We start from the raw sequence: 26,971 nt of genomic DNA, 5'->3' as shown, positions 1-26,971 counted from the left end.
CAAGTTTTACCGTTGTTTTCCCTGGAGAGGACCATCCTTGTGGCAGTCTATGGACATGGCGCGCATCGAAGACTATGCAGTTGTTGGCGACCTCCACACAGGCGCCCTGGTCAGCACCGAGGGCTCGATCGACTGGCTTTGCCTGCCGCGCTTCGACTCGCCGGCATGTTTCAACGCCCTCCTGGATACGCCGGAGGCAGGACGCTGGCTCCTGGCACCCGAGAGTGGCGGCACCTGCACCAGGCGCGGCTACCGGGACGGGACCCTGATCCTGGAAACAGAATGGGAAACCCCCGAGGGCACTGTCAGGGTCATTGATTTCATGCCGCCGCGCGACGAGGTGGCGGACATCGTGCGGATCGTGGAGGGTGTGAGCGGAAGCGTCAGGATGCACGGTGAACTGGCGCTGAGGTTCGACTACGGCCACATCATTCCCTGGGTGCGGCGCGACAAGCACGGCCTGCATGCCGTCGCCGGCCCCGACTCCGTCTACTTTGTCACCAAGGCGCCCCTCCACGGCGAGAACATGCACTCCGTCAGCGACTTCACGGTCCAGGCCGGGGAACGCGTCCCCTTTGTCCTGACGTGGGCCCCCAGCCACGTTCCCCGCCCGCACACGGTGGACGCCGAGGTGGTGCTGGGCACCACGCTGGCGTTTTGGCGCGGCTGGGCGTCCCAGTGCACCGTGCAGGGAAAGTACCAGGATGCCGTGGTCCGTTCGCTGGTGACACTGAAAGCCCTGACGTACGCTCCCACGGGTGGCATCGTGGCTGCGGTCACCACGTCCCTGCCGGAACAGCTCGGAGGTCCCCGCAACTGGGACTACCGATACTGCTGGCTGCGGGACGCCACCATGACGCTGCAGGCACTGCTGGCCGCCGGCTACACCGCCGAGGCCGCCGCCTGGCGTGACTGGCTTCTCCGCGCCGTGGCGGGGGATCCGGCCGACCTGCAGATCATGTACGGGATCCACGGCGAACGCAGGCTTCCGGAAATGGAACTGCCCTGGCTTGCCGGGTACGAGAATTCAAAACCGGTACGGACCGGGAACGGAGCTGCCGAACAGCTTCAGCTGGACGTCTGGGGTGAGGTGTTGGACTGTCTCGCGCTGACCAGGAACTCGCTGCTGAAACACACCGATGAATCCTGGGACGTTCAGGTTGCCCTGATGCAGCATCTGGAGACCATCTGGGACCAGCCGGACAACGGACTCTGGGAGATGCGCGGGCCACGTCGCCATTTCACGCATTCCAAAGTGATGGCCTGGGTGGCCGCGGACCGGATGGTCAAGGGCGTCCGCGACTTCGGCCTGCCTGGCCCCGTGGAACGCTGGAAGGCCCTTCGCGACACCATCCACGGGGACGTTATGGCGAACGGCTTCGACGCGGCCCGCAACACCTTCGTGCAGTCCTATGGCCGGCCTGAGCTAGACGCCAGCCTGTTGCTGATCCCGCGGGTGGGCTTCCTGCCGGCGGATGATCCCCGCGTGCTGGGGACCATTGACGCGATCCAGCGGGAGCTGACAGAAGATGGTTTTGTGCTGCGTTACCGTCCCGCTGACAGCGACGACGGGCTCCCGGGGGACGAAGGGGTGTTCCTGGCGTGCTCGTTCTGGTTGGTGGAGGCCCTGCTCGGCGCAGGGCGGAGCGAAGAGTCCACCCAGCTGTTCGAACGGTTGCTGGAACTCCGCAACGATGTGGGTCTGCTCAGCGAGGAATGGGCCGTAGGTGCGCGGCGGCAACTGGGCAATACGCCCCAGGCGTTCAGCCACTTCGCGCTTGTGACAAGCGCTCTTGAGCTTCATCAGGATACAGTTCGCCGAAGTGACAAACCTATCCCCCCGGAGACCGAAAGGGGAGGGCAATGAGGGCCTCAGGGCCCCTCGCTCTTCACCTCCGGGAGAAAGGTAAGTATACTTACTAGACTCGCGGAGCGCTCCCAAAAGGCACAGCGCCGTGACAGAACGAGGGGTGGTTGTAATGGCCGGACATTTTGAGCTGGTGGATGCGCCTGACGGCGGCTATCGGGTGCGGATGTTGGATGGTTCAGGAAGCCTTATGGCTATCTCGGTGACCTTCCCAACGAAACGCGCAGCGGTGGCCGGGGTTGCCATGGCCCGCGAGATTGCCGGTACTGGCTTGATCAGGGACCGCAGCAGCAACGGTGCTGGCGCGGTCATCCGCGATCGCATCGGCCCCACGTCGTCCCCGAGGGACAGCGCCCCCCGCGGCAAGAAGATGTCCGCGGCTGCACGCGCTGTGGCAGGGTGATCACCCAAAGCCACGCCATGGTCCGCGGGCGGCGGTACGGCGTCCTTTTTGACGTGGATGGCACCCTGGTGGACTCCGCCTACATCCATACGCTCGCGTGGTGGCAGGCGTTCCGCCAGCACCAGTATGACGTCCCCATGGCCGCCATTCACCGGTGCGTTGGGATGGGTGGCGGCCGCCTGGTGGACGCACTCCTTCCTGCTGGCCGGGACCGCAACGCGGACGCCGAAATCCTGACGAGCCATGCTGCGCTCTTCGCGCAGAGCTGGCCGTCGCTGCGTCCGTTCGACGGCGCCAAGGAGCTGCTTGCCCAGTGCCACGCCGGTGGACTCGCCGTCGCCCTGGCCTCATCGGCGCGCACCCAGGACCTGGCGGCCACCCGCAGGGCCCTCGGGGCGGACTCGTTCATCCATGCCGCCACCAGCGCGGACGATGCAAAGGCAAGCAAGCCGGCCCCGGACATCCTCGTGGCCGCGCTGGAAGCCGTCGGTGTGGCCGCGGCCGGTGCCGTGTATGTCGGGGACGCGGTGTGGGACATGCAGGCCGCCGCCGCCCTGGGAATCCCCGCCATCGGCGTAACCTGCGGCGGAACCAGCGCCGCCGAACTCCGCGAGGCGGGCGCGGCCGAGGTCTATGACGGGCCTTGGGACATCCTGGACAACCTGCAGGCAAGCGCGATCGGCAGGCTGCTGACTTTGAAATCGAACCCTGCCGGCGCCCAGTAGCGTGAGGCGACACTAACGGCCCTTCTCGCAGGCCTTAAGCGCTCGCGTTCGGTTACAGGGGCAGCAGGGCTGAGAGGTCCGCGCGCAGGCCGGAGGCGGACACCCTGCTTGCCGCGACGGCGTCAGGCCAGCTCAACTGTCCGGTCGCCATGCCAAGCCAGGTGGCGGCGTCGCACTCGATCACGTTGGGCGGTGTCCCGCGGGTGTGCCGCGGCCCCTCCACGCACTGGGTGACGCCGAACGGCGGTACGCGCACCTCCACCGAATTCCCCGGCGCGCGCGCGGTCACCTCCTCCAGCGTGTACCGCACGGCGGTGGCTGTGACGTTGCGGGGGAGCGGAACGTCCGACGGCGACGCAGCGGCTTCCTGCCACGCGGCCAGTGCCGCACTACCTTCTTCAATGCCGATCCGACGGCGTGCCACAGCCATGTCAGTCCAGAAGAGCGGACACGGCAGGGCCCAGGCGGATCTTGCCCACCTCGTGGCTGCCGCCCATCACCGGGGCAACCACTTTTTCGAGGACGCTGGAGACGCCGGGGATATCCACGGCGCCAACCGCGGCGAGAAGGGTCAGGCCCACCAGGGACGTGGCGCGCAGGTTCCCGTCCAGCATCTTGATGGCCACCGAGACACCCTGGGGTGTGGCCATGGCCAGGACGCCCTCGGCCCCGATCTTGGCGATGATGCCCAGCTCGTCCATCACGATGGTGTTGGCCTCGCCGCGACCCTGGACTGCCCACGGGTAGTCGAGCATGGACGTGGCGATGGTGGCGGCGCGGGCGTTGGAGTTCTTGTCGCCGGGCGCATTGGCCAGCATCGAGAACGCGCGGGCCAGGCCGGTCAGCGAGATCGCGGCCACCGGGGCACCGCACCCGTCAATGCCCAAGTGGGCGATGCGCTCGCCGCTGTACTCCTCGATCACGCTGCGGACGCGCTGTTGCAGCGGATGGTTCGGCTCAAGGTAGCTGTGGGTGTCCCAGCCGTTTTCGGTACACGCCCACAGGAAAGCGGCGTGCTTTCCGGAGCAATTAAAGGCGAGCTTGGACTTGCCGCGATCGGAGCGCAGGAGCCAGTTGCGGGCCGTCTCGTCCTGCGGCCAGGCGGCGGGGCACTGCAGCTGCTCTTCCCGGACACCGGCGGCCTTGAGCATCCCCTCCACCACATCCATGTGGTCCAGGGAACCGACGTGGCTGCCGCAGGCCAGCGCCACCTGCGCGCCGCGCAGGGGAACCCCGGACTGCATGGACGCCAGGGCCTGCAGCGGTTTGAGTGCGGACCGTGCGTACATGGGAGTCCGGATGTCGCCGAGTTCGGTGACGACGGACCCGTCGGCGGACAGTACGACGGCGGAGCCAATGTGCCGGGACTCCACAAAACCGCTTCGTTCAACAACGGCGAGTTCGACGGCGGAGTCCACGGTGAACGTGGCATGCGGGTTGTGCGGCATGGTGCCAAGTCTATGGCCCCCGGAGGGAAGATCAGGGAAGGTCAGGGAAGACCTGCCGAATGCCGGGCTACTCCACGGTGACCATGAGGGACTGCCAGCCGGAGGCGCCGTCGGGTACCGGATCGGCCCGCTGGTCGGTCTGTACCTCGCCCGTTCCATCGGTGGCACGGACCTTGATGTAGTGCGGTCCGGGAGTGGCTTCCCAGTCGAAGGACCACTGGCGCCACGTGATGAGGGACGCCTCGGTGGACAGGACGGCCTCGGCCCAGGGGTTGTTGTCGATCTGGACTTCCACCTTGGTGATGCCGCGGGTTTGCGCCCAGGCCGTGCCGCCGATCGCCACGCGGCCGGCGGGCACCTTGGCGAAGGACTTCGGGACTTCCACCCGGGCCATGGTCTTGATGGGGCCGCGCTCGGACCAGCCGCGCTCGGTCCAGTAGGCCTTGCTGTCGGCGAACCGAGTCACTTCCAGGTCCACCACCCACTTGGTGGCGGACACAAAACCGTACAGCCCGGGCACCACCATGCGGACCGGATAGCCGTGCTCCAGCGGCAGCGGCTCGCCGTTCATGCCGATCGCCAGCATGGCGTCGCGGTCATCCTGCAGGACCTCCAGCGGTGTGGAGGCGCTGAAACCATCGATCGACGTCGAGAGCACCATGTCCGCGCCGTCCTTGGGACGGGCCCGCTTGAGGACCTCGCGGATAGGCAGACCGAGCCAGCGTGCGTTCCCGGCGAGGTTTCCGCCCACGGGATTGGAGACACAGGTGAGGGTCACGTGCGACTCGATGAGGTCGGCGTCGAGCAGATCCTGGAAGGTGAGGCGGATTTCTTCCTCCACCAGCCCGTGGACGCGGAGCTCCCAGTCATCGGCGTTGATTTCGGGGACGCTGAGGGCGGTGTCGATCCGGTAGAACTCCCCGTTGGGAGTTACCCACGGCGTAACCCCCGCGGCGGGTGACTGGACACCGGCGGGCACGGCCGCGGCGGCCCGGGCCGGTGCGGGCAGCTGCAGGGCATCGCGGGCCTTGGAGATGTTGCTGCGGGCGGCACTGAGCAGGCGTCCGCCCGTTGCCGCGATGCCGGCGCCGATCACGGTGATCCCGGCGGCGGCGAAGAAACGGCGGCGGCTGGTGGCGGGCCGGTCAGGTTCCTCGGCGCCCGTGTCGGCGGGTGCCTCTGGCCAGGACTTCAGCCGCCAGAGCGGGGCGATTAGAAGCCGCAGAACCACCAGCCCGGCAATCGTGCCCAGCACGGTGGGGACGGCATCCATCGGCTTCACGCTGGCCCGTGTCACCACGCTGACCACGATCACCGCGCCCATCAGCAGAACACCGGCAACGCCCAGTGCCCACTTGCGGTAGGCCACCACACCCAGCACGCAGGCCAGCAGGAAAATGGTCAGGCCCATCCCCACGAACAGCGCGGCTTTATCGTTCGTGCCGAACGTGGCGATGGCGAAATCCTTCATCCACGGCGGTGTGAAGTCGATGAACGTGGACCCCAACGCGATCACCGGGGTTGCCCGGGCGGTAAAGAACGCTCCGATCAGCTCCGCAACGGAGAGTACGACGGCGGCAGCCGCCACGCCTGCCAGCGCGGCCATTGCGGCGGGACCCTTGAGCCAGTTCAGAAGCTTCTTCATGCCTTGGATTCGTTGCGGCGGGCCACAGGGATGGCCGGGCAAGGACACTGCTTAGGAATACCCCCTTAGGAAAGGGCAGGGTGCACAAAGTACCCTTGGAGACTGTGAAGGTACTCGTCATTGGCCCTGGAGGCCGCGAACACGCCATTGTCCGCTCCCTGCTCGCCGACCCCAACGTTTCAGAGGTCCACGCAGCTCCCGGCAACGCCGGAATCAGCAAGCTGGTCCCCACCCACAACATTGACGGGAATGATCCCGGCGCTGTCGCGGCGCTGGCCACCAAGCTCGGCGTGGACCTCGTGGTGGTGGGCCCCGAGGCGCCGCTGGCTGCCGGCGTCTCCGACGCCGTCCGCGACGCCGGTATTCCGGTCTTTGGCCCCAGCAAGGCCGCGGCCCAACTGGAGGCCTCCAAAGCGTTCGCCAAGGAAGTCATGGCAGAAGCGGGAGTCCCCACAGCCATGGCGATGGTGGCCACCAACGCCGAGGAAGCCGCGGCGGCCGTGGACACCTTCGGCGCACCCTACGTGGTGAAGGACGACGGCCTCGCAGCCGGCAAGGGCGTTGTAGTTACCAACAACCGCGACGAAGCCCTGGCCCACGCACAGACGTGCTTCGACGCCGGCGGCACCGTGGTGATCGAGGAATTCCTCGACGGCCCAGAAGTGTCGGTCTTTGTCCTGTGCGACGGCCGCAACACCGTGGCCCTGTCCCCGGCGCAGGACTTCAAGCGCATCTTCGACAACGACGAAGGCCCCAACACCGGCGGCATGGGTGCGTACACCCCGCTGGAATGGGCCCCCGCCGGGCTGGTCCAGGAGGTCATCGACCGGGTGGCCCAGCCCACGGTCAACGAGATGGCGAACCGCGGCACCCCGTTCGTGGGTGTGCTGTTTGTGGGCCTGGCGCTGACTACGCGCGGCACCCGCGTCATCGAATTCAACGTCCGCTTCGGCGACCCCGAGACGCAGGCCGTGCTGGCCCGGCTCAAAACCCCGCTTGGTGCGCTGCTGCTGGCAGCTGCCAAGGGCGAACTGGACAAGGCAGAGGAGCTGCGCTGGTCCAAGGAGACCGCCGTCGCCGTCGTCGTCGCGTCCGAAAACTACCCGGACTCCCCGCGCACCGGTGACCGCATCCGCGGACTCAAGAAAGTGGATGAGCTCGACGGCGTGCACGTGATCCACGCTGGCACAGCGCTCGACGACGACGGCAAGGTGATCTCCGCCGGCGGCCGGGTGCTCGCCGTCGTTGCCCTCGGCAGCGACCTGGTGGAGGCCCGGGAACGGGCGTACGACGGCGTGGAGCTGGTCCAGCTGGAAGGCTCACAGTTCCGGACGGACATCGGCCGCAAGGCCGCCCGCGGCGAAATCAAGGTAACGGCCCTGGCCACTGGAGCGCTCCCCGTCACGAAGGCGAAGGCATAAACATGACTGAGAACTCCGCCCAGGAACCACAGCAGTCCCGCGGCTTCAGCACCGAAACCCTGGACCTGCCGGGCTGGACGCATGTTTACTCCGGCAAGGTCCGCGACCTCTACGAGCCGGCGGACGAAGCCATCCGCCAGCAGGTGGGCCAGGACTGTGTCCTCGTGGTGGCCAGTGACCGCATCAGCGCCTACGACCACGTGCTGGCCAGCGAAATCCCGGACAAGGGCCGCATCCTCACACAGTTGAGCCTGTGGTGGTTCGACCAGCTTGACGTGGTCCACCACGTGTTGGCATCCACCGTGGAAGACGGCGTTCCCGCGGCTGTGGAAGGCCGCGCGATGATCTGCCGGAAGCTGGACATGTTCCCCGTGGAATGCATCGCCCGCGGCTACCTCACCGGCACCGGACTGCTGGAGTACAAGGCCAAAGGGACGGTCTGCGAAATTCCGCTGCCGCCGGGCCTGGTGGATGGATCCCGGCTGGAACAGGCCATCTTCACGCCGTCCGCGAAGGCCGAGGTGGGCGAGCACGACGAGAACATCTCCTACAACGATGTTGTGGCCATGGTGGGGGACGACATCGCCGGACGCCTCAGCGAGCTGACCCTGAAGATCTACACCGGCGCCGAGAAGATCGCCCGCGAACGTGGCATCATCCTGGCCGACACCAAGGTGGAGTTCGGCTACGACGCCGTGTCCGGGGCCATCACCCTGGGCGATGAGGTCCTGACGCCGGATTCCTCGCGTTTCTGGGATGCGGCCACGTATGAGCCGGGGAAGGCGCAGCCTTCCTACGACAAGCAGTATGTGCGCGACTGGCTGACGTCGGCCGAATCAGGTTGGGATAAGGACTCCGATGTGGCACCGCCTGCCCTGCCGGCAGACGTGGTGGCCCGCACACGCAGCCGCTACGTCGAGGCCTACGAGAAGATCACCGGCAGGACGTTCGCCTAGGCCGTTTGACGGGCCCGGCTTCGGGCTGGGCCCGTCCTAGCTTGCTTTAACGTCTTTCGCTGCTGCTGCGGCCCGCTGCTGGGCAAGCCTGATTTCGAGGACAGCATCCAGTGCCTGCTGGACTCGGTCCGAGGCTCCCGCGGCACTGAAGGCCTTCTGGGCTTCTTCGAGGTAGACCAGGGCTTCGTCGGACTCGCCGGCGGCCTTCAGGGATTTCCCCAGCAGCAGTGAAACTTCCCCTGCCGTGTGCTTGGCCAGCGCGCCGGATTCCGCGTGGATCTCCCGGAGCTTGTTGATGGCAGCCACGATGTCACCCGTGAGATACAGCCAGCGGGCGCGGATGAACGCAACTTCGAGCTGGTCGCTCTTGTTGCCACCCACGATGGACAGGGCCAGTTCGGCGCGCTCGATGCTGGAAAGTGTTTCCGGCTCCACGATTCCGGAGGACAACCGGACGGCGGCCGAGGCCTTATTGAAACGGGCCCACAGATCGATGTCGTTGGCGGGCGACAGCATCCGGGCGGCGCGCTCGTGGTACTTGATGCCCTCAGGGTAGTCGTGCCGCATAAACGCAACGTTGCCGATCACCCAGGCAACCTCACCGGCGAGCTGGGACATGGAGTGCTCGTCCATCTGGTCATTCATGGCCTGGCAGTATTTCCAGGCTTCGTCCAGGCGGCCGCTCTCCGCCAGCGCGCCGATCAGTGCGCGGTAGGCGCCGATGATCAGGGTGGAACCGTTGGGGAGCTGGCCGCAAAGTTGGACGGCCGCCAGCGCGTGTTCCACAGCAGTGCTCAGCTGGCCCTGGCCCTGGCAGATAGCTGCGAGCATCTGGCGGGCACGGACGGCGAGGCCGGCAGACTCGGTGGCCATCGGGTGCTCCAGGAGGTGCTGCATGATCTTTTGGCATTCCTGCCAGTTGCCCTGCTTGATCAGGCATTCGGCCTGCATGTAGGTCATGTTCCACCACGCGCTGGTGTTCTTGCCCTCCAGGGCTATCTGGGCTGCGTTGGCTGCGTGGGTGGCAGCCAACGGGTAGTCCCTGAGGTCCCAGGCCTGGCGTGCGTAGAGGCCGGCCAGGACGTACTCGGCGTCGCTGACGGTGATGGGCTGGCTCCAGGCTTCCAGCGCCTTGGGCGCAAGCTCCAGCCTGCGGGCGAGTTCTTCGATCACTTCCGCCGTCGGCTCACGGCGGCCGGTTTCGAGGAGGGAGATATAACTGGGGGAATACAGGTCCTTGCCCAGTTCAGCCTGTGTCAGCCCACGTTCGAGACGCTCCGCACGGAGCTTCTCCCCGAATCCGTTGCCCACGGGTTTTCCTCCTAATTCTGGACAGTCTTTGTACTCAATGCTTGACAGTCCCTGTGGAAAACATTTTACAATGTATGTCAACAAGGACAGTGCTGACTTTGTAACGAATCCGACTCGTATTGAGGAACTTATATGTTGAAGAAGATTGCGGCCGCTGGCGTACTCGCTGCGGCCTTGGCATTTTCTGCGGCGGCCCCGGCTGTCCTGTCGGCAGGTTCCATCGCCGACACCACCGGCGTATCCGTAGCCGTTGGCAACTGGCCCGATCCCATGTCCAAGCCCATCAAGGACAAGGGTAAGACTTACACCACCAACGTTGGCAACTGGCCCGACCCGATGTAAGGAATCCTCTCAGGAGGCGCGGCCCCGGGGCATGGTCAACATGCCTCGGGGCTATTTCTTTGTCAGGGACTTGACCGTTCCTTGCCCGGGGACGTGACAGCCGGGAGATACAAAAGAGGGCCTCCCCTGGGGGAGACCCTCTTTCAATTGGTCGGGATGACAGGATTTGAACCTGCGACCTCGTCGTCCCGAACGACGCGCGCTACCAAGCTGCGCCACATCCCGATCCGCTGCAAAAGCAACTTTACAAGAATAGCCGACGCCGGGCCCGGATGCGAAATCGGCGGCCGTGGGTACCCCAAAGCCGGGAAAGCCCGCGCGCCGGTCAGACCAAGGAGTCCTTCCACGCGCCGTGGAGCTCTGCAAAGCGGCCGCCGCCGCCGATGAGTTCCGCAGGCGTGCCGTCCTCGACCACGCGGCCGTCGTGGACCACCAGGACGCGGTCGGCTGTTTCGACGGTGGAGAGGCGGTGCGCGATGATCAGCGCCGTCCGGCCTCCGCCCGCAGCAGCAGACCCAGCCGCGGCCGCTGAGCCCGGCGACGCGGGGCCCGCACCAGACGAGTCCTGCGCACCTGCGGAAGTGCCGGCGTCGGAAGTTGCCCGCAGAAGGCGCGCCAGGCCGCTCTGGACGAGCCGCTCGGAGGGGATGTCCAGGGACGAGGTGGCCTCGTCGAGGATCAGCACCGCCGGCCGGGCGAGGAACGCGCGGGCGAAGCTGATCAGTTGCCGTTGCCCGGAGGACACCCGGCCGCCGCGCTTGTTGACATCCGTGTCATAGCCTTCGGGGAGTTCGGTAATGAATTCGTGGGCGCCCACGGCCCGGGCAGCGTCCTCGATCTCCGAACGGGTCGCCTCCGGCCGGCCCAAGGCAATGTTGTCCGCCACGGAGCCGCTGAACAGGAACGCCTCCTGGGTGACCATCACAATGTTCCGGCGCAGGTCCGTGGTGGTCAGGCTGCGCAGGTCCACGCCGTCCAGGGTCAGGGAACCGGAGGAGACGTCGTAGAAGCGGGCGATCAGCTTGGCCAGCGTGGATTTTCCAGCACCGGTCTGCCCCACCAAGGCCACGGTCTGGCCGGCGGGGATGTGCAGGTCCATGGTGGGAATGATGACCGGGCCGTCGCCGTAGCCGAACTCCACACCCTTGAAGTCGATGGTGCCCTGGGCATCGCGGAGCGCCACGGCGTTCTTGGGCGGCCGGACCGTGGGAACCTCCTCCAGCAGGCCGGAGACCTTCTCCAGCGCCGCCTGGGCACTCTGGAACGAGTTGTAGAACATGGCCATCTGGTCCACCGGCTGGAAGAAGCGCTTGGTGGAAAGGATCAGCGCCAGCAGTACGCCCACGGCGAGGTCTCCGCCTAGGACCCGGAACCCGCCGAAGAGGAGCACCACGGCCACGCAGACGTTGCCGATCAGCACCAGGCCGGGCTGGAATATGCCGTTGAGGTTGATGGAGCGCACCGTGACCAGCCGGTAGTCCTCGGACAATTGCCCGTACTTCGCGGCGTTCTCCGTTTCCTTGCGGAAGGCCTTCACTGCACGGATCCCGGTCATGGTCTCCACGAAGTGCACAATCAGCCGGGCGGACACCACCCGGGACTCGCGGAACACGATCTGCGAGTGCTTCTGGTACCAGCGCGACAGGAAGTACATGGGAACGCCCGCGGCCAGCACGATCAGCCCGCTGCGCCAGTCCAAGGCAAACACCGTGACAGCCGTGAAGACCATAAACAGCAGGCCCGAGGCCAGGGAGCTGACGCCGGAGTCGAGGAGTTCCCGCAGCGCCTCAAGGTCCGAGGTCTGCCGGGCGATGATCCGGCCGGACGTGTACTTTTCGTGGAACTCAAGGCTCAGGCGCTGGGTATGCCGGAACACCCGGACCCGCAGGTCCAGCAGCATGGCCTGGCTGAGCCGCGCGGTGGACGTGACGTAGAGGGCGGTGAGTCCCGCCGTCGCGATCGCCGCGAGCAAGTAGGCGACGCCGGTGAACACCAACGGGAGGTTGTCGCCCGCCTGCAGCGCCGGAAGCGCGCTGTCGATGCCGAACGCGATCAACGCCGGCCCGGCCACACGCGCGGCCTGGGACAGGACCACGGTGGCGATGGTCAGCCAGAACCTGAGCCGCACCGGACGGATCAGTGTGGCCAAAAGGGCGAGCGACCGCCGTCGTACGGTTTTACTGTCCGCCTTGCTGAGGTGGGTATTGTCCTCATTGGCGGTGCCGAAGGTTGCGCTGCTCATCGGATGCTGTCCTTTGACTCGTCCTCAAGCTCCGACAGCTCCGAATCCAGATCCCGTGGTTCCTGGTCCAGGCTGGCGATGACGTAGCGGTAATGGGGGTTGTGCGCCAGCAGTTCGGTGTGGGTTCCGACGGCGGCGATCCGGCCGTCCTCGAGCAGCGCCACCCGGTCGGCCAGCGCCACAGTGGACGGGCGGTGCGCGACGATCAGCGTAGTGGTGTCCTTCAGGACCGCACGGAGCCGGGTTTCCACCAGCTCCTCGGTGTGCACGTCCAGGGCGGACAGGGGGTCGTCCAGCACCAGGACCCGGGGCCGGGCCGCGATGGCCCGGGCCAGGGCAATCCGCTGCCGCTGCCCGCCGGACAGGCTCAGGCCCTCCTCGCCGATGAGGGTGTCCACGCCCTCCGGCAGTGAATACGCGAAGTGCGCCTGCGCCACATCCAGGGCTTCGTCCAGGGCTTCCTCGCTGCGGTCCGGTGCCCCGAGGAGCACGTTGTCGCGGACCGAATTGGAGAACAGTGTGGTGTCCTCGAACGCGACGCCCACCACGCGCCGGAGCCCGTCGACGTCGAACTCGCGCAGGTCCACGCCGTCAATGGTGATGGAGCCGTCGGTGACGTCGTACAGGCGGGGGACCAGCTGGATCAGCGCGCTCTTGCCGCTGCCCGTGATGCCCACCAGTGCCATGGTTTCGCCCGGCCGGACATCCAGATTGATGTTCTTGAGGATGGGTTTGTCCGGTGCGTCCTCGAATGCGAAGGTGGCGTTGGTGAAGCTGAGCGCGCCCTTCAGCAGCGAGGGGATGCGCGGCTCCGCGGGACTGGTGATGGTGTTGACCGAATCCATGACCTCGAAGTGGCGGTCGACGGCGGACTTGGCGGTGAGTGCCATGGCCAGAAGCATGCCGGAGAATTCCACTGGCGTCGCGATGACGGCGGCGGTGGCGAAGAACGCCACCAGGGCGCCGATGCTCAGCTGGCCGCTGGCGCACAGCATCACGCCCACCACCAGCCCGGCGCCGAGCGCGAGTTCCGGCAGCAGGGTGACCACCATGGTGAACGTGGCCTGGTGCTTCGCCTTCACGATCTCGGTCTGGCGGAGTTCCTCGGCCTGTTCGTTGAAGTTCTCCAGGGCCTCGCGGCTGCGGCCGAAGGCCTTCAGGACGCGGATGCCGTGGACGGATTCCTCCACGGTGGTGGCGAGGTCGCCGGCCTGGTCCTGGCTGCGGCGGGCCACCTTGCTGAAGCGGGTCCGGAACCGGAAGCCGTAGGCCATGATGGGCGCCGCCGCGGCCAGGAAGATCAGCGCCAGCTGCCAGCTCATGGAGAACATCACCACAATGCCGATGACCACCGTGAGTGTGGTGACCACCAGCATGATGGCACCGAACGCCATCCAGCGGCGCAGGAAGTTCAGGTCCGTCATGGCGCGGGACAGCAGCTGGCCGGAGCCCCAGCGGTCATGGAAGGACACCGTCAGGTCCTGCAGGTGCCCGTACAGCGAGACCCGCATCCGGGTTTCCACGGTGGTGGCCGGGTTGATCACAAACTGCCGGCGGAGGGCCACGAGGCCCGCTTCCGCGATGCCCAGGACCAGGATGACGACGGCGGCAGTCCAGACGGCGTCCGACGCGCCGCCGGGTGTGAGGGACTCATTGACGAGGACCCGCAGCACCTGCGGGATGGTCAGCGCCACGACGCTGGCCAGGAGTGCGCAGAGTAGCCCCATCACCAGCCGGGGGATGATTGGCCTCACGTGAGGATAAAGACGGCTGATGGATCTGAAAAATGAGGTCTGCTTGGCCATGCCCGCTTCTCAAGCTCTAAATCGAATGTAGTTTCCCTTAGCAACTACCCTATGCCATGGCGTGAGCCGATTCACACGTTCTTTATTCGGGGGAGGTGAGCGTCAGCAGGACTGCCTCGGGTTTGCAGGCGATGCGGATGGGAGCGAACCGGGAGGTGCCGATGCCGCCCGAGACGTTGACCGGCGTCGTACGTCCGTTGCTTTCCCAGTCGTTGAGTCCCTTGGCCCGCCACGTGGGGAGGTCGCAGTTGGCCACCAGGGCGCCGTAGCCGGGGATGCAGAGCTGGCCGCCGTGGGTGTGGCCCGCCAGCAGCAGGTCCGCGCCGTCCTGGGTGAAGTGGTCCAGGACCCGCTGGTAGGGGGCATGGATGACCGCAACCCGGAGGTGCGCGTTTTGGTCCTGGTCACGGGTGCCGCGGGGCCAGCCAGCGTAGCGCTCCCGGTTCAAATGCGGATCGTCCACGCCGGAAAAGTCGAACCGGATCCTCTTCAAGACCACCGATTGATGCCGGTTGGTGAGGTCCACCCAGCCGCCCATGCCGAAGCCGGACCGCAGCCGCGGCCAGTCCAGTTCGACGGGTTTGGGCGTGGCCTTGGACGGCCCCAGCAGGTAGGACGCGGGGTTTTTGAAGCTGGGGCCAAAGTAGTCGTTGGACCCCGGAACGAAAACGCCGGGAAATTCCAGGAGTGGGCGCAGTGCCTTGAGCAGAGGCTCCACGGCTTTGACGTGGCTGAGGTTGTCTCCGGTGTTGACTACCAGGTCCGGCTCCAGCGACGCCAGCGATTCAAGCCAACGCGCCTTGGTGTCCTGGCCCGGGACGAAGTGGATGTCGCTGAGGTGCAGGACGCGGAAGGGCGCGTGGCCTGCCGGCAGGATGGGCAGTGTCTCCTCGCGCAGGACAAACTGGTTCTTCTCCCACAACCCGTATCCGAAGGCTGCGAGACCCGCCGCAGCGCCCGCGCCGGCGGTGACGGCAAAGCCGCGCCCGGTGTTCCGGACGCGGCTGGCCAATGCTGGGCTGACTGCCATGGGCGGCTAGTCCTTCTTCTCGCCGTTGCCGTTGCTGCTCGGCGCGGTGGACGGCTGTGGGGCCGGGGCCGGGGCAGGCGCGGTGGCCTGAGTTGGTGGCGTGGTCCGGGCCGGTGTTCCGTTCACCATATTGGTGGGCGGGGCCGGGAACGGGTTGGTGCCGTAGGCCGGAGCTACCTGGGCCATGTATTTGGAGAACATGGGACCGGCGATCATGTAACCGTCGATCGACTCGTAGCTCTTTCCGTTGATCGTCAGGTTCCGGCCGGGCCGCAGCTGGTCACCCAGCGGGTCGCCGAACCAGGCCGCGGTGGCCACACCGGTGGTGTACCCGACCACCCAGGTGGACCCGTTGGTGTCGTTGGTGCCGGTCTTGGCAGCCACCGGGAAGTTGGTCTTGGTGGAGAGCCGCGGCTGGATGAGGGAACCGGAACCGGCGTTCAGAACTTCCTGCATGGCGTATGCAACCCCCCGGGCGACCTCCGGTTTGACCGCATCGCGGCAAGCGGTGGCCTGGGCCGGGAGCTGTGCGCCGGTCTGGTCCGTGACAGAGGTGATGGCGATGGGCTCGCAGTACTTGCCATCGTTGGCGAACGTGGCAAACGCGGAGGCCATGGTCAGCGGGGCGGTCTGCGTGGAGCCGATCAGGTTGGCCAGCGTGGTCATCTTGACCGGCGGGTTGGGATCGTCACCCACCGGCAGGCCACCGTGGATTCCGACCGCATCCACGATCTTCTGGATGCCGCAGAGGTCAACCTGTGCCGCCGAGGCAAAGGTGGCCGTGTTGATCGAGTTCATCAGGCCGTACAGGACCGTCATGTTCCGGTAGTAGCCGTCGTCGGAGTTCTGCAGGTCGAAGCTGCCGGGAATCCTGGCGTCATACCAGCCCACCGTGGGTTCCGGGCAGGTGTTCTTCCAGGGGAAGTTCTGCGGGTACTTGCGTGTGGCGGCGTTGATATTGGTGTTCATGGACTTGCCCTCGTTCAGCCACTCGGCGAACGTGAAGGGCTTCATGGTGGAGCCGGGCTGGAATCCGCCCAGGCCGTTGAGGTCGTTGCCGTCCTTGTCCAGCTTGTCCACGTTGAAGTTCTGCGTCTGGTTGAACTTCCCTTCGGTGGGCAGGAACGAGGTGTTTTGCGCCATGTTCAGGATCTTGCCGGTGTTGGGCTGCACGGAGACGATGGACGCGCCCCAGTTGTCCGGATTAACGCCGGCGGCCGCATCAGACTCAACCTGGGCAACGTTCTGGGCGTTGACGTCCAGCGTGGTGGTGATGGTCAGGCCGCCGCGGAAGATCTTCTGCTCGCGCTCTTTCACATCCGCACCGTAAGCAGGGTTGTTCAGCAGCAGGTGAAGCACATAGTCGCAGAAATAGGGTGCCGTGCTGGCGTACGCGCAACCCTGGCGTGACGGGGTGACCTTCGGCTCCACCGGTGTGGCCACGGCGGCGTCGTGATCGGCCTGGGTAATCTTTCCCTGGTTCAGCATGAGGCCCAGCACCAGGTCGCGGCGCTGTTTGGCGTTCTCCGGGTTGGTGATGGGGTCGAACGCTGACGGGCTGTTGACGAGGCCAGCGAGGAGGGCTGCCTGCGGGAGGGTCAGATCCTTGGCGGTGGTGCTGAAGAAGAATTTGGAGGCGGCCTCGATGCCGTACGCGTCGCGGTTGAAGAAGACGATGTTGAGGTAACCCTCAAGGATCTGCTCCTTGGAGAATTCCTTCTCGAGGGCGATCGCGAGCTTCATTTCGCGAAGCTTGTCTCCCACACCCTTGTTAACACCGTTGAGCTTGATGTCGTCAGTGTTTCCCTCGGCTGCGAGGTTGGCGTTGAGAACGTTGTTCACGTACTGCTGGGTGATGGTGGAGGCACCCTGCTTGTTGCCACGGGCCGTGCTGACCATGGCGCGGAGGATGCCGGTGGTGTCCACACCGCCATGCTCGTAGAACCGGCTGTCCTCGACAGCGATGATGGCTTCCTGCATGAACGGCGAAATCTGGTCGAGGGCAACCTTGGTCCGGTTTTCCTCATACAGGTTCGCGATCAGGCTGCCGTCCGCGGCGAGGATCCGCGTGGACTGGCTGGGCGGGTCCACCTGCAGCTCTGCCGGGAGGGTATCGAAGAACTCGATAGAACCGCTGGCCGCGCTGCCCGAAACAGCGGCGGCCGGGACTAGCAGCCCCGCCACCAGGACACCACAAATCGCGCTCACACCAAGGAAGCCAAAGATCTTTCCGAGGGTAGTGGCCGTGTCGAAAATGGGGTTCTTACGAGTCACCATGTTTTCCACTTTACCGGCAACGACTAGTCTTTCTCTCATGACCAAATGGGAGTACGCCACGATTCCGCTCATTATTCACGCCACTAAGCAGATCCTGGATCAGTGGGGAGAGGACGGCTGGGAGCTCGTCCAGGTAATCACCGGACCGGACGGCAACGGTCTGGTTGCCTACCTCAAGAGGGAGAAGCAGTAGCAATGAGCACCCCCGCAGAGACCACGTCCGGCCCTGTATCCACGCCGGAAAACGCGTCTGATTCAGTGCCGGTTTCCGCCGTCGAGCAGCGCCTCGCCGAGCTCGGACTGACCCTCCCCGAGGTGGCTGCTCCCGTCGCCGCCTACGTCCCGGCTGTCATCACCGGCAGCCATGTTTACACCTCCGGCCAGCTGCCGTTTATTAATGGCAAACTCGAAGCAACCGGCAAGGTTTCCACCGGCACGGAAGGCCACTCTGACGAGCCCACCGTGTCCCCTGAGGACGCCAAGGCCTACGCCGCTGTCTGCGCCATCAACGCGTTGGCGGCCATCAAGAGCGTCATCGGCGATCTGGACCGCATCACCCGCATCGTCAAGGTGGTGGGCTTCGTGTCCTCCGATCCGGCGTTCACCGGACAGCCTGGCGTCATCAACGGTGCGTCCGAGCTCCTCGGCCAGGTCTTTGGTGAGGCAGGCCGGCACGCCCGCTCCGCCGTCGGCGTGTCGGTTCTTCCGCTCGACTCTCCCGTTGAGGTCGAACTGATCGCTGAATTCAGCTAAGGACCCGGTTCACTCAATTGCCTCAGCTCTCCCGACGTCTGTTTGCCCTTCCTCCGGATCTTGAAGGGGCTGCCCAAAGCTGGCTCGAACACGGCGAGCGGACTCCGCGTGCTGCCCGCTACGCTTCGTCCGTGGTGCTTTTGCGGGACTCGCCCACCGGCCTGGAGACGTGGCTGGGGTACCGGCCCGGCTCCTCGCCGTTGGGCGTCCTCGCGTTCCCCGGAGGTTCCCTGGAGGCGTCCGACCACGACGCCGTCGGCTGGCTGGGGCCCTCACCCCAGCATTGGGCCGAGCAGATGGGGACGGACGACGTCGGGCTGGCGCGCCGCCACGTGGTGGGCGCCATCCGCGAACTGTTTGAGGAAACCGGCGTGCTCCTGGCCGGGCCTGACATGTCCACCACGGTGGAAGCCACGTCAACGCACGACTGGATGCGTGCCCGCGTGGCCGTTGCTGACCAGGAGAAGACCTTCACTGAGCTCCTCGCCAAGCGGGGACTCTCGCTGCGGACCGACCTGCTGAAGCCGCTCGTCAACTGGCGCACCCCGGACTTCGCGCACCGCCGCTTCGACACCCGCTACTTCGCAGCCACAGTGCCCATGAACCAGCAGCCCAGCCTGCTGCAGAGCAAAGGTGTCTGGGGACGCTGGGTGTGCGCCACCCAGGCCATCGCCGCACGCGGCACCACTGCCCTGGGCGATGAAGTGGGCCAGGAAAATACCGTGGGCCTCACTCTCGGCCAGCTCCTGGTACCGGGCTCGGAGATCATGCTCGAGAAGATGGCCGCCGCAAACGGCTGCATCGCCTACCTGAGCTACAAGCGCAAACCCCACGTGTACCAGGCACGGCTTGTCGACGAAGAGGGCACACTGATGCTCGAAGTAGAGGCCGCCAAAACCGTAGCCGGAGACCCCCAGCGCGAACGCTAGCTCCGCGGACCGAAAACGGAGATCCTCGGCTGGGACCGCTGGGCGGCAGCCTTTCGCCGTCGCTTAGACACGGCGCATAGGGGGAGCCTTCGGTCGCTGTGCGACCTCCGGTTCCCGATGCGCCGTGATGCGCTCCTACGCGAAAGACCGCCGCCCAGCTCGAACGCTCTCTCACTTATCACCGGTTTCTCGGCGATGCTCTCTCACTTTCCTTAAGAAAGTGAGAGAGCGTTTACGAAAAACCCGCAGGACGTGAGAGAGCGTTGGCAGGGGGTAACGCAAAAGGCCCGAGGTCCGGCATCCGGAAGCGTGCGTCAGAGCAACGAAGTGGGCCCACACCGTCCGGGTTCCCTGGCCGAGCTCGCGAGGTTAGGGGACGGTGGGGCGCAGCACGCGGAGGATGCCGGCCTCGGGCCGGACGCAACTGGGACTAGCGGGAGCGCTGGCGGAGGCGCTGCATGTCCAGGATCACTACGGCACGGGCCTCGAGGCGGAGCCAGCCGCGCTGGACGAACTCTGCCAGGGCCTTGTTGACCGTCTCGCGGGAGGCGCCTACCAGCTGGGCCAGTTCTTCCTGCGTGAGCTCGTGGGCTACCAGGACGCCGTCCGTTGCCGGGCGGCCGAAGCGGTCGGCCAGATCCAGCAGTGCCTTGGCCACGCGGCCGGGGACGTCGGAGAAGACCAGGTCCGAGAGCGAATCGTTGGTGCGGCGCAGGCGGCGGGCCAGGGCCTGCAGCAGCTGCGCCGAAACCTCGGGGCGCGTCCGGAGGAGAGCGTTGAGGCTTTCGTTCTTCAGGCCGGCCAGGCGGGTTTCGGAGACGGCCGTTGCCGTGGCCGTCCGGGGGCTCGGGTCAAAGAGCGCCATTTCGCCGAAGAGTTCACCCGGGCCAAGGATGGCGAGCAGGGACTCCCTGCCATCGGGGGACGTGCGGCCCAGCTTCACCTTGCCGGAGACGATGAAGTAGAGCTGGTCGCCCTGGTCGCCCTCGCGGAATACCGATGCACCGCGGGAGAGGTCCACCTCGGTCAGCTCATCCGTCAGCAGGCGGAATGCTTCGTCGTCGAGCGTGGCAAATAGGGGTGCTCGGCGCAGTACCTCGATGTCCATGAAATCTCCTGAATAAAAAGTGTCGGCTGTGGCGCTTTTGCCATTGTTTCAGAATTTTCAAGGTTCTGTGACGTACTTGGCAGCGGAAACGCCGCTGACAGTGTGTAATGCGGGCCCGATACGGTGCCCGGCCGCGCCCGGCCTGTGATTTTTACGACCGAACGCGGGACGAACTCGGCCCGCAGGGCCGGTGGACTGACGCCCACAGAACAATGTCAGCCTGCGCCACTAGAATTGGGTCTCAACCGTATTAGAGGAGCGTCAGTGTTTGGCTTGACCGTTCTGGACCTGGCGCTGATCCTGGCCCTGCTGTCTTACCTGATCTATGGCCTGCGCAACGGCTTCCTGGTCACCCTCGGCGGTATCGCGGGCTTCGCCGCGGGCGCGGTGGCCGCATTCTTCGCCGTTCCGCTGGTCAGCGGTTTCGTGGATGACTCCGGCTGGAGGCTGACGGCCATCGTGGCCGCGGCCGTTGTACTGATGGCGCTGGGCCATGGCCTCGGGACCATGATCGGGCGCAAAATCCGCGGCGCGGTGCGGATCAAGCCGCTGCGAGCGATGGACCGGCTGGTGGGCGGAGCCGTGAACGTGGTGGTCTCGGCCCTGGTGATGTCCATGCTCGCCTTCAGCGTCAGCGCCCTGGGCGTTCCGTTTGTGTCGCAGCAACTGGCCGAGTCCAAAGTCATCCGGTACATCGACGGGCTGACGCCTGTTCCGTTGAAGACCACCATGGCGCAACTGCGGTCCACAGTGATTGGCAACGGAATCCCCACGCTGCTTGAAGGCCTGGACCAGGGGCAGCCAGTGGCGGCGCCTAACGCCAGCACCGATACGCCGGCCCTGAACCGGGCCGCACAGTCAGTCCTGAAAATTGCGGGAACCGCCTACCAATGCGGCCAGAACCAGACCGGCACCGGCTTTGTGGTTTCCCCGGGCCGGGTTGTGACCAACGCCCATGTTGTGGCGGGCGTGTCGCAGCCGGTGGTTGAAATTCCCGACGGCGACGCGCTGCCCGGGAAGGTGGTGTACTTCGACACCCGGCACGACCTCGCCGTCCTGGCCGTTGACGGGCTGCCCTCCGAACCGCTCACGCTGACGTCCGATCTCCCGAATGGCAGCCCGGCCGCTTTCGCGGGGTACCCCCACGGCGGTCCGTTCAAGTCCAACCCCGCCACCGTCCAGGACATCAGCTCCGTCCTGGTCCCCGATATCTACGGCGAAAACCCGGCCCCGGAGGAGATCTACCGCCTCGCCGGCAACGTCCAGCCCGGTAACTCCGGCGGGCCGCTGCTGACCATGGAGGGCCTGGTGGCCGGCGTCATCTTCGCCAAGGCGACCTCGGACGCCGAAATGGGCTTCGCCATCACCATGGATGACCTGTTCCCGGTCGCGTCCCAGGCCTCAAGCCTCAGCACCCCCGTGTCGTCCGGGCAGTGCATCCAGAAGTAGCCGGGGCGGCCTTGGCCACTCCGGCCTGAGCCGTTCGGCGCCGGGCTACAGCGTTTCGGCGAGGTAGTCGATGGCGAGCTTGTACCCGAAGACCCCGGCGCCCACGATCACCGCGGCGCACACGGGGGACAGGAACGAGTGGTGCCGGAATTCTTCGCGCTGGTGCACGTTGGTGATGTGGACCTCGACGGCGGGAAGCTGCACCGCTGCCAGGGCGTCGCGCAGGGCCACGGAGGTGTGGGTGAAGGCGCCGGCGTTCAGCACAATCCCGACGGCGGTGCCGCGGGCAGCGTGGATAACGTCCAGGAGCACGCCCTCATGGTTGGACTGGACGCATTCCACGGTGAAGCCGTGCGCTTGCGCCGCCGTGGCCGCCAGCTGCTCCACGTCCGCGAGGGTGGAGGTGCCGTACTTCTCCGGCTCACGGGTGCCCAACAAGTTGAGGTTGGGGCCGTTGATCACGAGGATGGTGCCACGCCCGGCAGCGGACGCGGAGTCAGGGGAGGAAACGTCAGTCATGAATCCAATCTACCTGCCGGATTCTGCACCATCATTCGGCCCGGGCGATTCCACCGGGCCGGATTTCCGGCGGCCGTGGACAGTGGCAGGTGAATGATGGTGCAGAATCCGTCGCAAGCGACCCTAGAGCGCCGTGAACCTCAGGACCACGGCGTGTTCCGGGTTGAGGATGGGCATGGGCAGGCCCACTTCGGCCAGGAAGCGGCCGCCGGCCACCGCCCCGTCCGCCAGCCAGGCCGGTGGCCGCACCTGGGTGAACGTGTGGGCGTAGTCGGCGTCTCCGGGCGCCGGGAAGATGGCTTCCACCCGGTAGCCACGGTCCGGTTCCAAGCCGGGGATGGTGATCCGGCCGGTCTGTTCAGCGAACGACGTGCCCGTGCTGACGAGGGCGAACAGCGCCGCCGTCGAACCTTCACCCATGTCTGCACCGCCGTCGGCCACCACGCCGTGGAGCATGAGGGAATCGTCGGGGACGTCGGCGCGGACCATGCGCCCGGAGTGGATCAGGCCGCGGTGTTCCTTGTAGATCCCGATGAAGCGTTTGAGTTCCGCGCGTTCGGCGCCCTGGACTTCACGGACGTCCCATTCCATGCCGAAGTGGCCGAACAGGGCGGTGATGGCGCGGAAGGAGAGGTCGTGGGTGCGGGCTGTGGTGTGCGAGACGGTCGGTCCGATGTGTCCACCCACCAGCTCGGGCGGGACTACCAGCCCGGTCCAGCGCTGGATGGTCTGCCGTTCCAGGGCGTCGTTGCAGTCCGAGGCCCAGATCCGGTCCGTCCGTTCCAGGATGCCCAGGTCCACGCGGGCGCCGCCGGAGGAGCAGCTCTCGATCTCGACGCCGGGGTGGGACTTCTTGAGTTCGTCGAAGAGACGGTAGGCGGCGAGGGTCTGTTCGTGGACGGAGGAGCGGCCGGCGTGGCCGTGCTCCAGCTGGTCCCGGTTCTGGTCCCACTTGAGGTAGCTGATGTTGTTCTCCCGCAGCAGTGCATCCACGCGGTCGAAGATGTACTGCCACGCGTCCGGGTTCACGAGGTCGATCACGTGCTGGTTGCGCCACTCCAGTGGCAGGCGGCCGCCGTCCTTGTGTGAGGCGGCGGCTGGACCAACAATCCAGTCCGGATGCGCCCGGGCGATGTCCGAGTCCAGGTTGACCATTTCCGGTTCCACCCAGAGCCCGAACTCCATCCCGCGCGAGGTCACGGCATCGATCAGGGGCGTGAGGCCGTCGGGCCAAATTGACTCGTCGACGTACCAGTCGCCCAGGCCGGCGTGGTCATCGCGGCGGCCGCGGAACCAGCCGTCGTCGAGCACAAACCGTTCCACGCCGAGTTCGGCGGCGGAATCAGCCAGCTCGATCAGCGTGTCCAGGTTGTGGTCGAAGTAGACCGCTTCCCAGGTGTTCAGCACCACCGGACGCGGCGTGCCGGCGGGCAGGCCGGTGGCGGCGGCGGGCAGCACGTGATGGGGGCGGGAGCGGAACCAGTTGTAGAACGCCTCGCTGATGCCGTCCAGGCCGCGGTCCGAGTAAGCGGCGAACAAGGTGGGGGTGGTGTAGCTGCCGCCCGGCTCAAGGATGACCTCGGCGGGGCCCAGGAGCTCCGAACCGCCGATCATGGTGCGGCCGTCCCCGATGCTGTCGGCGAAGTGTTCGTGGTTGCCGCTCCAGGCCAGGTGTGTGGCCCAGACTCTTCCGTGGCGGTTGCCGAAGCCGGCGGTGCCGGCGGCGAAGAGCAGCGAGGAGTCGTGTCCGGTGCGGCCATGCCGGCCCGTGCGTACCCAGGTGCCCTGCTGGATGGGGCGGCGCTGCGGGTGGCTTTCCCGGCACCAGCGCCCGGTCAGGTCAAGGAGTTCGACGGCGTCCGGCGCCACCGGGAGGACGGTGGCCAGCTCGTCGAGCTGGTAGGGCGTGGCGCCGTCGTTGGTGAGGGTGTGGCGCAGCTCCAGCAGGCCGCCGTCGTGCAGTGTCAGGGCGGACGAGACCGTGACGCCGGCGTCGGCATCGGACTGGACGATGATGGCGGAGTTGCCCTCGGTGCTCGCTGTCACCGTGCGGAGGCGGGCCGAGAAGTCAAGGCCGGAGACGCCGTCGGCGATGCGGTGGCCGCGGAGGGCGGGACGGCCGCGCCAGCTGGACGATGCCTGGGGCAGGAGACCGGCGGGCACGGTGGCGTCGATAGCGGAGTGCGGGATCGGTTCGCCGAGGATGGCGAGTTCCGGGAGTGCGCTGCCAAGGTCCGCGCCCCAGTGGATGACCTCGGCCTCTCCGTTGTCGAAGCTGATCACCAGGCTGGTGCCGGCGGAACGGAGGTGGAGCGGGTCCATATGATGCTGTCCTTCTGAAGGGTGGGAGTAAGAAAAAACTAGGCTGCGCGCCGCGGGAACACAAGGCCCCGCGGCGCGCAGCCGGTCAAGCTGGTGGCCTACTTGAAGAGGGCGTTGACCTGTTCGTTGGCCTGGGTCAGGGAGCTGGCAGGGGCCTTGCCGGACACTACTGCGTCCATGGCGGGCTCCATGATGCCCTTGACCTTGGCGGTGTTGTCCGTGATCGGGTACAGGAAGGTCGTCTTGTTCTTGACCTGCTCGGTGAATGCGCTGACATCCACACCCTTCGCCTTGAACGCTGCCGCGGCCTTGTCAGAAGAAGCCTTCAGCGCGGGGAAGACGACGGCCTTGGCCGCTACGACGTCCTGGCAGTCAGCCGAGGCGAGGTACTCAACCCACTTGATCGAGGCGTCCTTTTTCTTGGTTCCGGCCCAGATCGAGTCGGCCAGGCCGTTGAACATCGAGGCACGCTTGCCTTCGGGGCCCACCGGAGTGGGGGCGATGCCCACCTTGATGCCCTGGTAGCTGGTGTACTGGCCGGTCATCCACGAACCGTGGGCATTGATGGCGGACTTACCGGCCGCGAAGGTGTCGGCCATACTGGCGCCGACAGTTGTCTCCAGCTTGGGCATGTAGCCCTTCGTAGCCAGCTCCGCGAACCATTCCATGCTTTCCTGGAACTTGGGGTCGTCGTAGTTGTAGTGGGTGCCCCACGGGTTCTTGTCCGTGTGGGACCAGCCGGTGGTGTTGGTGAGGTAGCTCCACTCCGTCTGTCCGGAGGAGTCGCCGCCGCCGTTGAGGCCAAGGCCATAGACGGCGACGTTGTTCTTGTCGAATCCGGCTTCGTCGCCGCGCTTGCCGTTCTTGTCAACGCTCAGGTGGGCGATGACCTGCTCGTAGGTGCCGCCGTCCTGGGGGTTCCAGGTGAGATTCTTCATCTGGTCCTCGGTGACGCCGCCGCTGGCGAGCATGTCCTGGTTGTAGAACAAACCGATGGTGTCCCAGTCCTTCGGCAGGCCGTAGCGCTTGCCGTCCTGGCCAACCCAGAGGTCCGCGAGGCCCTCGTTGTACTGGCTCAGGTCAATGTTGTCCTTCGTGACGGCGTCATCGATGGCCAGCAGCTGCTTGTTTTCGGCAAGCTCACCGTAGCGTCCTAGGTGGTTGGTGAAAACGTCCGGGGCGGTGCCGCCAACAAAGCCGTTGGTCAGCGTGCTCCAGTAGTCGTCCCAGCCGCGCTGGGTGATCTTGACCGAGATGTCCGGGTTGGCTTTCTTGAAGTCGTCGGCGCACTGCTGGTAGGCGGGCAGCTGGTTGGCGTCCCACAGCCAGTAGTTGATCTCGCCCTTGGCTGACTCTGCCGAGGAGGATGATCCTCCGCCACAGGCGGACAGGGACAGTGCCATAACTGCGGCGACGGCGACGGCGCCGAGGGATTTCTTCATGGTTCTACTTTCCGTTTGGGAGATGGGGAGTGAGGTTTAGGGGGATTACTTGATGCCGGAGAAACCGATGGAGTTGACGATCTTCTTGCCGAAGGCGGCGAAGAGGATCAGGACAGGCAGGGCCGAAACGAGGGTCGCGGCCATCAGGCCGGACCAGTCCGGGGAACCCTGGGGTGCCTGTGATTTGAAGACGCCGAGGCCCACCTGGAGGACGCGCACATCGTCCTGTGAGCCGACGAGCAGTGGCCAGAAGTACTCGTTCCACTGGCCGATGAAGGTGAGCAGTGCGAGGGTGGCGATGGGTGCGGCGGCGTTGGGGAGCACAATCTGGAAGAAGATGCGGAAGTGCTTGGCGCCGTCGAGCATGGCTGCTTCCTCCACCTCGCGGGACATGTTCAGGAAGAACTGGCGGAGGAAGAAGATGGCGAACGGAGTCATAAAGAGGTAGGGCAGGACCATGCCGAGCATGGTGTTGAGCAGGTCCAGGTTCTTGATCAGCAGGAAGTTGGGCAGTGCCGTGAAGATCGGCGGGACCAGCATGGTGCCCAGGAACAGGCTAAACACCGCGTTCCGGCCCCTCCAGCGCAGCCGGGCAAACGCGTAGGCAGCCATCGCGCTGAAGAATACGGCTCCGGCAGTGGTGATGGACGAGAAGATGATGGAGTTTTTCAGGTACAGCCAGAAATCTATGGTGGCCCCGGAACCGCCCTCGGCGATGGCATCCGCGGGGCTCTGCAGCCCGAACACCCGCATAAAGGCGCCAAAGGTGAACTCCGCGGGAAGCAGGCTGGCCGAATTGGCGGCCAAGGCCGCATTGGTGGACAGCGCCGTCCGCAGCACCCAGAGGAACGGGAGGACGGAGACTGCGATGGCCAGGACCAGGAGGGCCCAGGCGCCTGCGCGGCGGGTGTTGAACGGACGACGGCGGCGGGCCGGGGCCTGCAGCGGTGCGCGGCTGGTGGTGGATGTCATGGGGA

Annotated in this window: 23 protein-coding genes and 1 tRNA gene; 10 read left to right on the top strand and 14 right to left on the bottom strand. The window is 66.0% G+C overall.

The genetic code is table 11. The annotated features are described in order from the left end of the window. Positions 1-55: 55 nt before the first annotated feature. The 3 genes from ACZY1F_RS01855 (at position 56) to ACZY1F_RS01845 (ending at position 2,995) form a co-directional block, all read left to right on the top strand. Complete coding sequence (locus ACZY1F_RS01855; protein ID WP_463939959.1) at positions 56-1,867, top strand: glycoside hydrolase family 15 protein; 1,812 nt, start codon at positions 56-58, stop codon at positions 1,865-1,867. A 112-nt stretch (positions 1,868-1,979) separates the two neighbouring features. Beyond that, positions 1,980-2,270, top strand: a complete 291-nt coding sequence (locus ACZY1F_RS01850) for a hypothetical protein (protein ID WP_463939958.1) — start codon at positions 1,980-1,982, stop codon at positions 2,268-2,270. Between the two features lie 17 nt (positions 2,271-2,287). After that, positions 2,288-2,995: an HAD family hydrolase gene (locus tag ACZY1F_RS01845; RefSeq protein ID WP_463940384.1), complete on the top strand. Its 708-nt coding sequence runs from the start codon at positions 2,288-2,290 to the stop codon at positions 2,993-2,995. A gap of 52 nt (positions 2,996-3,047) precedes the next feature. Here the strand turns inward: ACZY1F_RS01845 and ACZY1F_RS01840 are convergent, their stop codons facing one another. The 3 genes from ACZY1F_RS01840 to ACZY1F_RS01830 form a co-directional block, all read right to left on the bottom strand. Then, the gene (locus ACZY1F_RS01840; RefSeq protein WP_463939957.1) at positions 3,048-3,425 is read right to left on the bottom strand and encodes a sterol carrier family protein; all 378 of its coding nucleotides are present in this window, start codon (positions 3,423-3,425) and stop codon (positions 3,048-3,050) included. A gap of 1 nt (position 3,426) precedes the next feature. Continuing rightward, positions 3,427-4,443: an asparaginase gene (locus ACZY1F_RS01835; RefSeq protein ID WP_463939956.1), complete on the bottom strand. Its 1,017-nt coding sequence runs from the start codon at positions 4,441-4,443 to the stop codon at positions 3,427-3,429. A gap of 67 nt (positions 4,444-4,510) precedes the next feature. Continuing rightward, on the bottom strand, positions 4,511-6,088 hold the full coding sequence (locus ACZY1F_RS01830) for a molybdopterin-dependent oxidoreductase (RefSeq protein WP_463939955.1): 1,578 nt from the start codon (positions 6,086-6,088) through the stop codon (positions 4,511-4,513). 104 nt (positions 6,089-6,192) lie between these two features. On the opposite strand from ACZY1F_RS01830, the gene purD reads away from it, so the two are divergent. Together purD and ACZY1F_RS01820 are read left to right on the top strand one after the other, a co-directional pair. Further along, positions 6,193-7,509, top strand: coding sequence for a phosphoribosylamine--glycine ligase (gene purD / locus ACZY1F_RS01825; protein ID WP_463940383.1), 1,317 nt, complete (start codon positions 6,193-6,195; stop codon positions 7,507-7,509). 2 nt (positions 7,510-7,511) lie between these two features. Beyond that, on the top strand, positions 7,512-8,465 hold the full coding sequence (locus ACZY1F_RS01820; RefSeq protein WP_463939954.1) for a phosphoribosylaminoimidazolesuccinocarboxamide synthase: 954 nt from the start codon (positions 7,512-7,514) through the stop codon (positions 8,463-8,465). Positions 8,466-8,501: 36 nt separating this feature from the next. Here the strand turns inward: ACZY1F_RS01820 and ACZY1F_RS01815 are convergent, their stop codons facing one another. Then, positions 8,502-9,776, bottom strand: coding sequence for a helix-turn-helix domain-containing protein (locus ACZY1F_RS01815; RefSeq protein ID WP_463939953.1), 1,275 nt, complete (start codon positions 9,774-9,776; stop codon positions 8,502-8,504). A gap of 132 nt (positions 9,777-9,908) precedes the next feature. Here ACZY1F_RS01815 and ACZY1F_RS01810 point away from each other — a divergent pair, with 132 nt between their 5' ends. Next, positions 9,909-10,118, top strand: a complete 210-nt coding sequence (locus tag ACZY1F_RS01810; RefSeq protein WP_463939952.1) for a hypothetical protein — start codon at positions 9,909-9,911, stop codon at positions 10,116-10,118. A 148-nt stretch (positions 10,119-10,266) separates the two neighbouring features. On the opposite strand, the gene ACZY1F_RS01805 is transcribed toward ACZY1F_RS01810, so the two are convergent. From ACZY1F_RS01805 to ACZY1F_RS01785, 5 genes are all read right to left on the bottom strand, one after another. Continuing rightward, positions 10,267-10,343 (bottom strand) — tRNA-Pro (locus ACZY1F_RS01805). 100 nt (positions 10,344-10,443) lie between these two features. Then, positions 10,444-12,360 (bottom strand): ABC transporter ATP-binding protein, encoded by a 1,917-nt coding sequence (locus ACZY1F_RS01800; protein ID WP_463939951.1) that lies wholly within the window; start codon positions 12,358-12,360, stop codon positions 10,444-10,446. Beyond that, positions 12,357-14,165 (bottom strand): ABC transporter ATP-binding protein, encoded by a 1,809-nt coding sequence (locus ACZY1F_RS01795; RefSeq protein ID WP_463939950.1) that lies wholly within the window; start codon positions 14,163-14,165, stop codon positions 12,357-12,359. Before ACZY1F_RS01795 ends, ACZY1F_RS01800 begins: the two co-directional genes overlap by 4 nt. 82 nt (positions 14,166-14,247) lie before the next feature. Next, positions 14,248-15,195 (bottom strand): metallophosphoesterase, encoded by a 948-nt coding sequence (locus tag ACZY1F_RS01790; RefSeq protein ID WP_463939949.1) that lies wholly within the window; start codon positions 15,193-15,195, stop codon positions 14,248-14,250. A 6-nt stretch (positions 15,196-15,201) separates the two neighbouring features. Continuing rightward, on the bottom strand, positions 15,202-17,472 hold the full coding sequence (locus ACZY1F_RS01785) for a transglycosylase domain-containing protein (RefSeq protein ID WP_463939948.1): 2,271 nt from the start codon (positions 17,470-17,472) through the stop codon (positions 15,202-15,204). Between the two features lie 37 nt (positions 17,473-17,509). On the opposite strand from ACZY1F_RS01785, the gene sp36 reads away from it, so the two are divergent. Genes sp36 through ACZY1F_RS01770 form a run of 3 tightly spaced genes read left to right on the top strand, consistent with a single transcriptional unit; the run spans position 17,510 to position 19,154 of the window. Beyond that, positions 17,510-17,665, top strand: a complete 156-nt coding sequence (sp36, locus tag ACZY1F_RS01780; RefSeq protein WP_099093395.1) for a Sp36 family protein — start codon at positions 17,510-17,512, stop codon at positions 17,663-17,665. A 2-nt stretch (positions 17,666-17,667) separates the two neighbouring features. Continuing rightward, a complete protein-coding gene (locus ACZY1F_RS01775; RefSeq protein WP_463939947.1) occupies positions 17,668-18,225 on the top strand; it encodes a RidA family protein in 558 nt (185 codons plus the stop codon). A gap of 17 nt (positions 18,226-18,242) precedes the next feature. Beyond that, a complete protein-coding gene (locus ACZY1F_RS01770; protein WP_463939946.1) occupies positions 18,243-19,154 on the top strand; it encodes an NUDIX hydrolase in 912 nt (303 codons plus the stop codon). 430 nt (positions 19,155-19,584) lie between these two features. On the opposite strand, the gene ACZY1F_RS01765 is transcribed toward ACZY1F_RS01770, so the two are convergent. After that, positions 19,585-20,262 (bottom strand): Crp/Fnr family transcriptional regulator, encoded by a 678-nt coding sequence (locus ACZY1F_RS01765; RefSeq protein WP_011693220.1) that lies wholly within the window; start codon positions 20,260-20,262, stop codon positions 19,585-19,587. A gap of 264 nt (positions 20,263-20,526) precedes the next feature. Here ACZY1F_RS01765 and ACZY1F_RS01760 point away from each other — a divergent pair, with 264 nt between their 5' ends. Then, positions 20,527-21,711: a MarP family serine protease gene (locus ACZY1F_RS01760; RefSeq protein ID WP_463939945.1), complete on the top strand. Its 1,185-nt coding sequence runs from the start codon at positions 20,527-20,529 to the stop codon at positions 21,709-21,711. Between the two features lie 45 nt (positions 21,712-21,756). On the opposite strand, the gene aroQ is transcribed toward ACZY1F_RS01760, so the two are convergent. The 4 genes from aroQ to ACZY1F_RS01740 form a co-directional block, all read right to left on the bottom strand. Next, positions 21,757-22,230: a type II 3-dehydroquinate dehydratase gene (gene aroQ / locus ACZY1F_RS01755; RefSeq protein ID WP_463939944.1), complete on the bottom strand. Its 474-nt coding sequence runs from the start codon at positions 22,228-22,230 to the stop codon at positions 21,757-21,759. 123 nt (positions 22,231-22,353) lie between these two features. Then, positions 22,354-24,552, bottom strand: coding sequence for an alpha-galactosidase (locus ACZY1F_RS01750; RefSeq protein WP_463939943.1), 2,199 nt, complete (start codon positions 24,550-24,552; stop codon positions 22,354-22,356). A 98-nt stretch (positions 24,553-24,650) separates the two neighbouring features. Beyond that, positions 24,651-25,994, bottom strand: coding sequence for an ABC transporter substrate-binding protein (locus ACZY1F_RS01745; protein ID WP_463939942.1), 1,344 nt, complete (start codon positions 25,992-25,994; stop codon positions 24,651-24,653). Between the two features lie 45 nt (positions 25,995-26,039). Continuing rightward, positions 26,040-26,966 carry a carbohydrate ABC transporter permease gene (locus ACZY1F_RS01740; protein WP_463939941.1) on the bottom strand — a complete coding sequence of 309 codons (927 nt, stop codon included), beginning with the start codon at positions 26,964-26,966 and terminating at the stop codon, positions 26,040-26,042. Between the last annotated feature and the right edge of the window lie 5 nt (positions 26,967-26,971).

This window comes from Pseudarthrobacter xylosi, assembly GCF_055412765.1.
Note: the sequence above shows the minus strand (reverse complement) of the source record. Positions and strands in the feature narration are given on the sequence as shown.

What these genes read in the sequence shown, in the direction of transcription:
- ACZY1F_RS01855 (WP_463939959.1), top strand. Translation starts at nt 56, where the DNA reads ATGGCGCGCATCGAAGACTATGCAGTTGTTGGCGACCTCCACACAGGC.
- ACZY1F_RS01850 (WP_463939958.1), top strand. Translation starts at nt 1,980, where the DNA reads ATGGCCGGACATTTTGAGCTGGTGGATGCGCCTGACGGCGGCTATCGG.
- ACZY1F_RS01845 (WP_463940384.1), top strand. Translation starts at nt 2,288, where the DNA reads ATGGTCCGCGGGCGGCGGTACGGCGTCCTTTTTGACGTGGATGGCACC.
- ACZY1F_RS01840 (WP_463939957.1), bottom strand. Translation starts at nt 3,425, where the DNA reads ATGGCTGTGGCACGCCGTCGGATCGGCATTGAAGAAGGTAGTGCGGCA.
- ACZY1F_RS01835 (WP_463939956.1), bottom strand. Translation starts at nt 4,443, where the DNA reads ATGCCGCACAACCCGCATGCCACGTTCACCGTGGACTCCGCCGTCGAA.
- ACZY1F_RS01830 (WP_463939955.1), bottom strand. Translation starts at nt 6,088, where the DNA reads ATGAAGAAGCTTCTGAACTGGCTCAAGGGTCCCGCCGCAATGGCCGCG.
- ACZY1F_RS01820 (WP_463939954.1), top strand. Translation starts at nt 7,512, where the DNA reads ATGACTGAGAACTCCGCCCAGGAACCACAGCAGTCCCGCGGCTTCAGC.
- ACZY1F_RS01810 (WP_463939952.1), top strand. Translation starts at nt 9,909, where the DNA reads ATGTTGAAGAAGATTGCGGCCGCTGGCGTACTCGCTGCGGCCTTGGCA.
- ACZY1F_RS01800 (WP_463939951.1), bottom strand. Translation starts at nt 12,360, where the DNA reads ATGAGCAGCGCAACCTTCGGCACCGCCAATGAGGACAATACCCACCTC.
- ACZY1F_RS01795 (WP_463939950.1), bottom strand. Translation starts at nt 14,165, where the DNA reads ATGGCCAAGCAGACCTCATTTTTCAGATCCATCAGCCGTCTTTATCCT.
- ACZY1F_RS01790 (WP_463939949.1), bottom strand. Translation starts at nt 15,195, where the DNA reads ATGGCAGTCAGCCCAGCATTGGCCAGCCGCGTCCGGAACACCGGGCGC.
- ACZY1F_RS01785 (WP_463939948.1), bottom strand. Translation starts at nt 17,472, where the DNA reads ATGGTGACTCGTAAGAACCCCATTTTCGACACGGCCACTACCCTCGGA.
- sp36 (WP_099093395.1), top strand. Translation starts at nt 17,510, where the DNA reads ATGACCAAATGGGAGTACGCCACGATTCCGCTCATTATTCACGCCACT.
- ACZY1F_RS01775 (WP_463939947.1), top strand. Translation starts at nt 17,668, where the DNA reads ATGAGCACCCCCGCAGAGACCACGTCCGGCCCTGTATCCACGCCGGAA.
- ACZY1F_RS01765 (WP_011693220.1), bottom strand. Translation starts at nt 20,262, where the DNA reads ATGGACATCGAGGTACTGCGCCGAGCACCCCTATTTGCCACGCTCGAC.
- aroQ (WP_463939944.1), bottom strand. Translation starts at nt 22,230, where the DNA reads ATGACTGACGTTTCCTCCCCTGACTCCGCGTCCGCTGCCGGGCGTGGC.
- ACZY1F_RS01750 (WP_463939943.1), bottom strand. Translation starts at nt 24,552, where the DNA reads ATGGACCCGCTCCACCTCCGTTCCGCCGGCACCAGCCTGGTGATCAGC.
- ACZY1F_RS01745 (WP_463939942.1), bottom strand. Translation starts at nt 25,994, where the DNA reads ATGAAGAAATCCCTCGGCGCCGTCGCCGTCGCCGCAGTTATGGCACTG.
- ACZY1F_RS01740 (WP_463939941.1), bottom strand. Translation starts at nt 26,966, where the DNA reads ATGACATCCACCACCAGCCGCGCACCGCTGCAGGCCCCGGCCCGCCGC.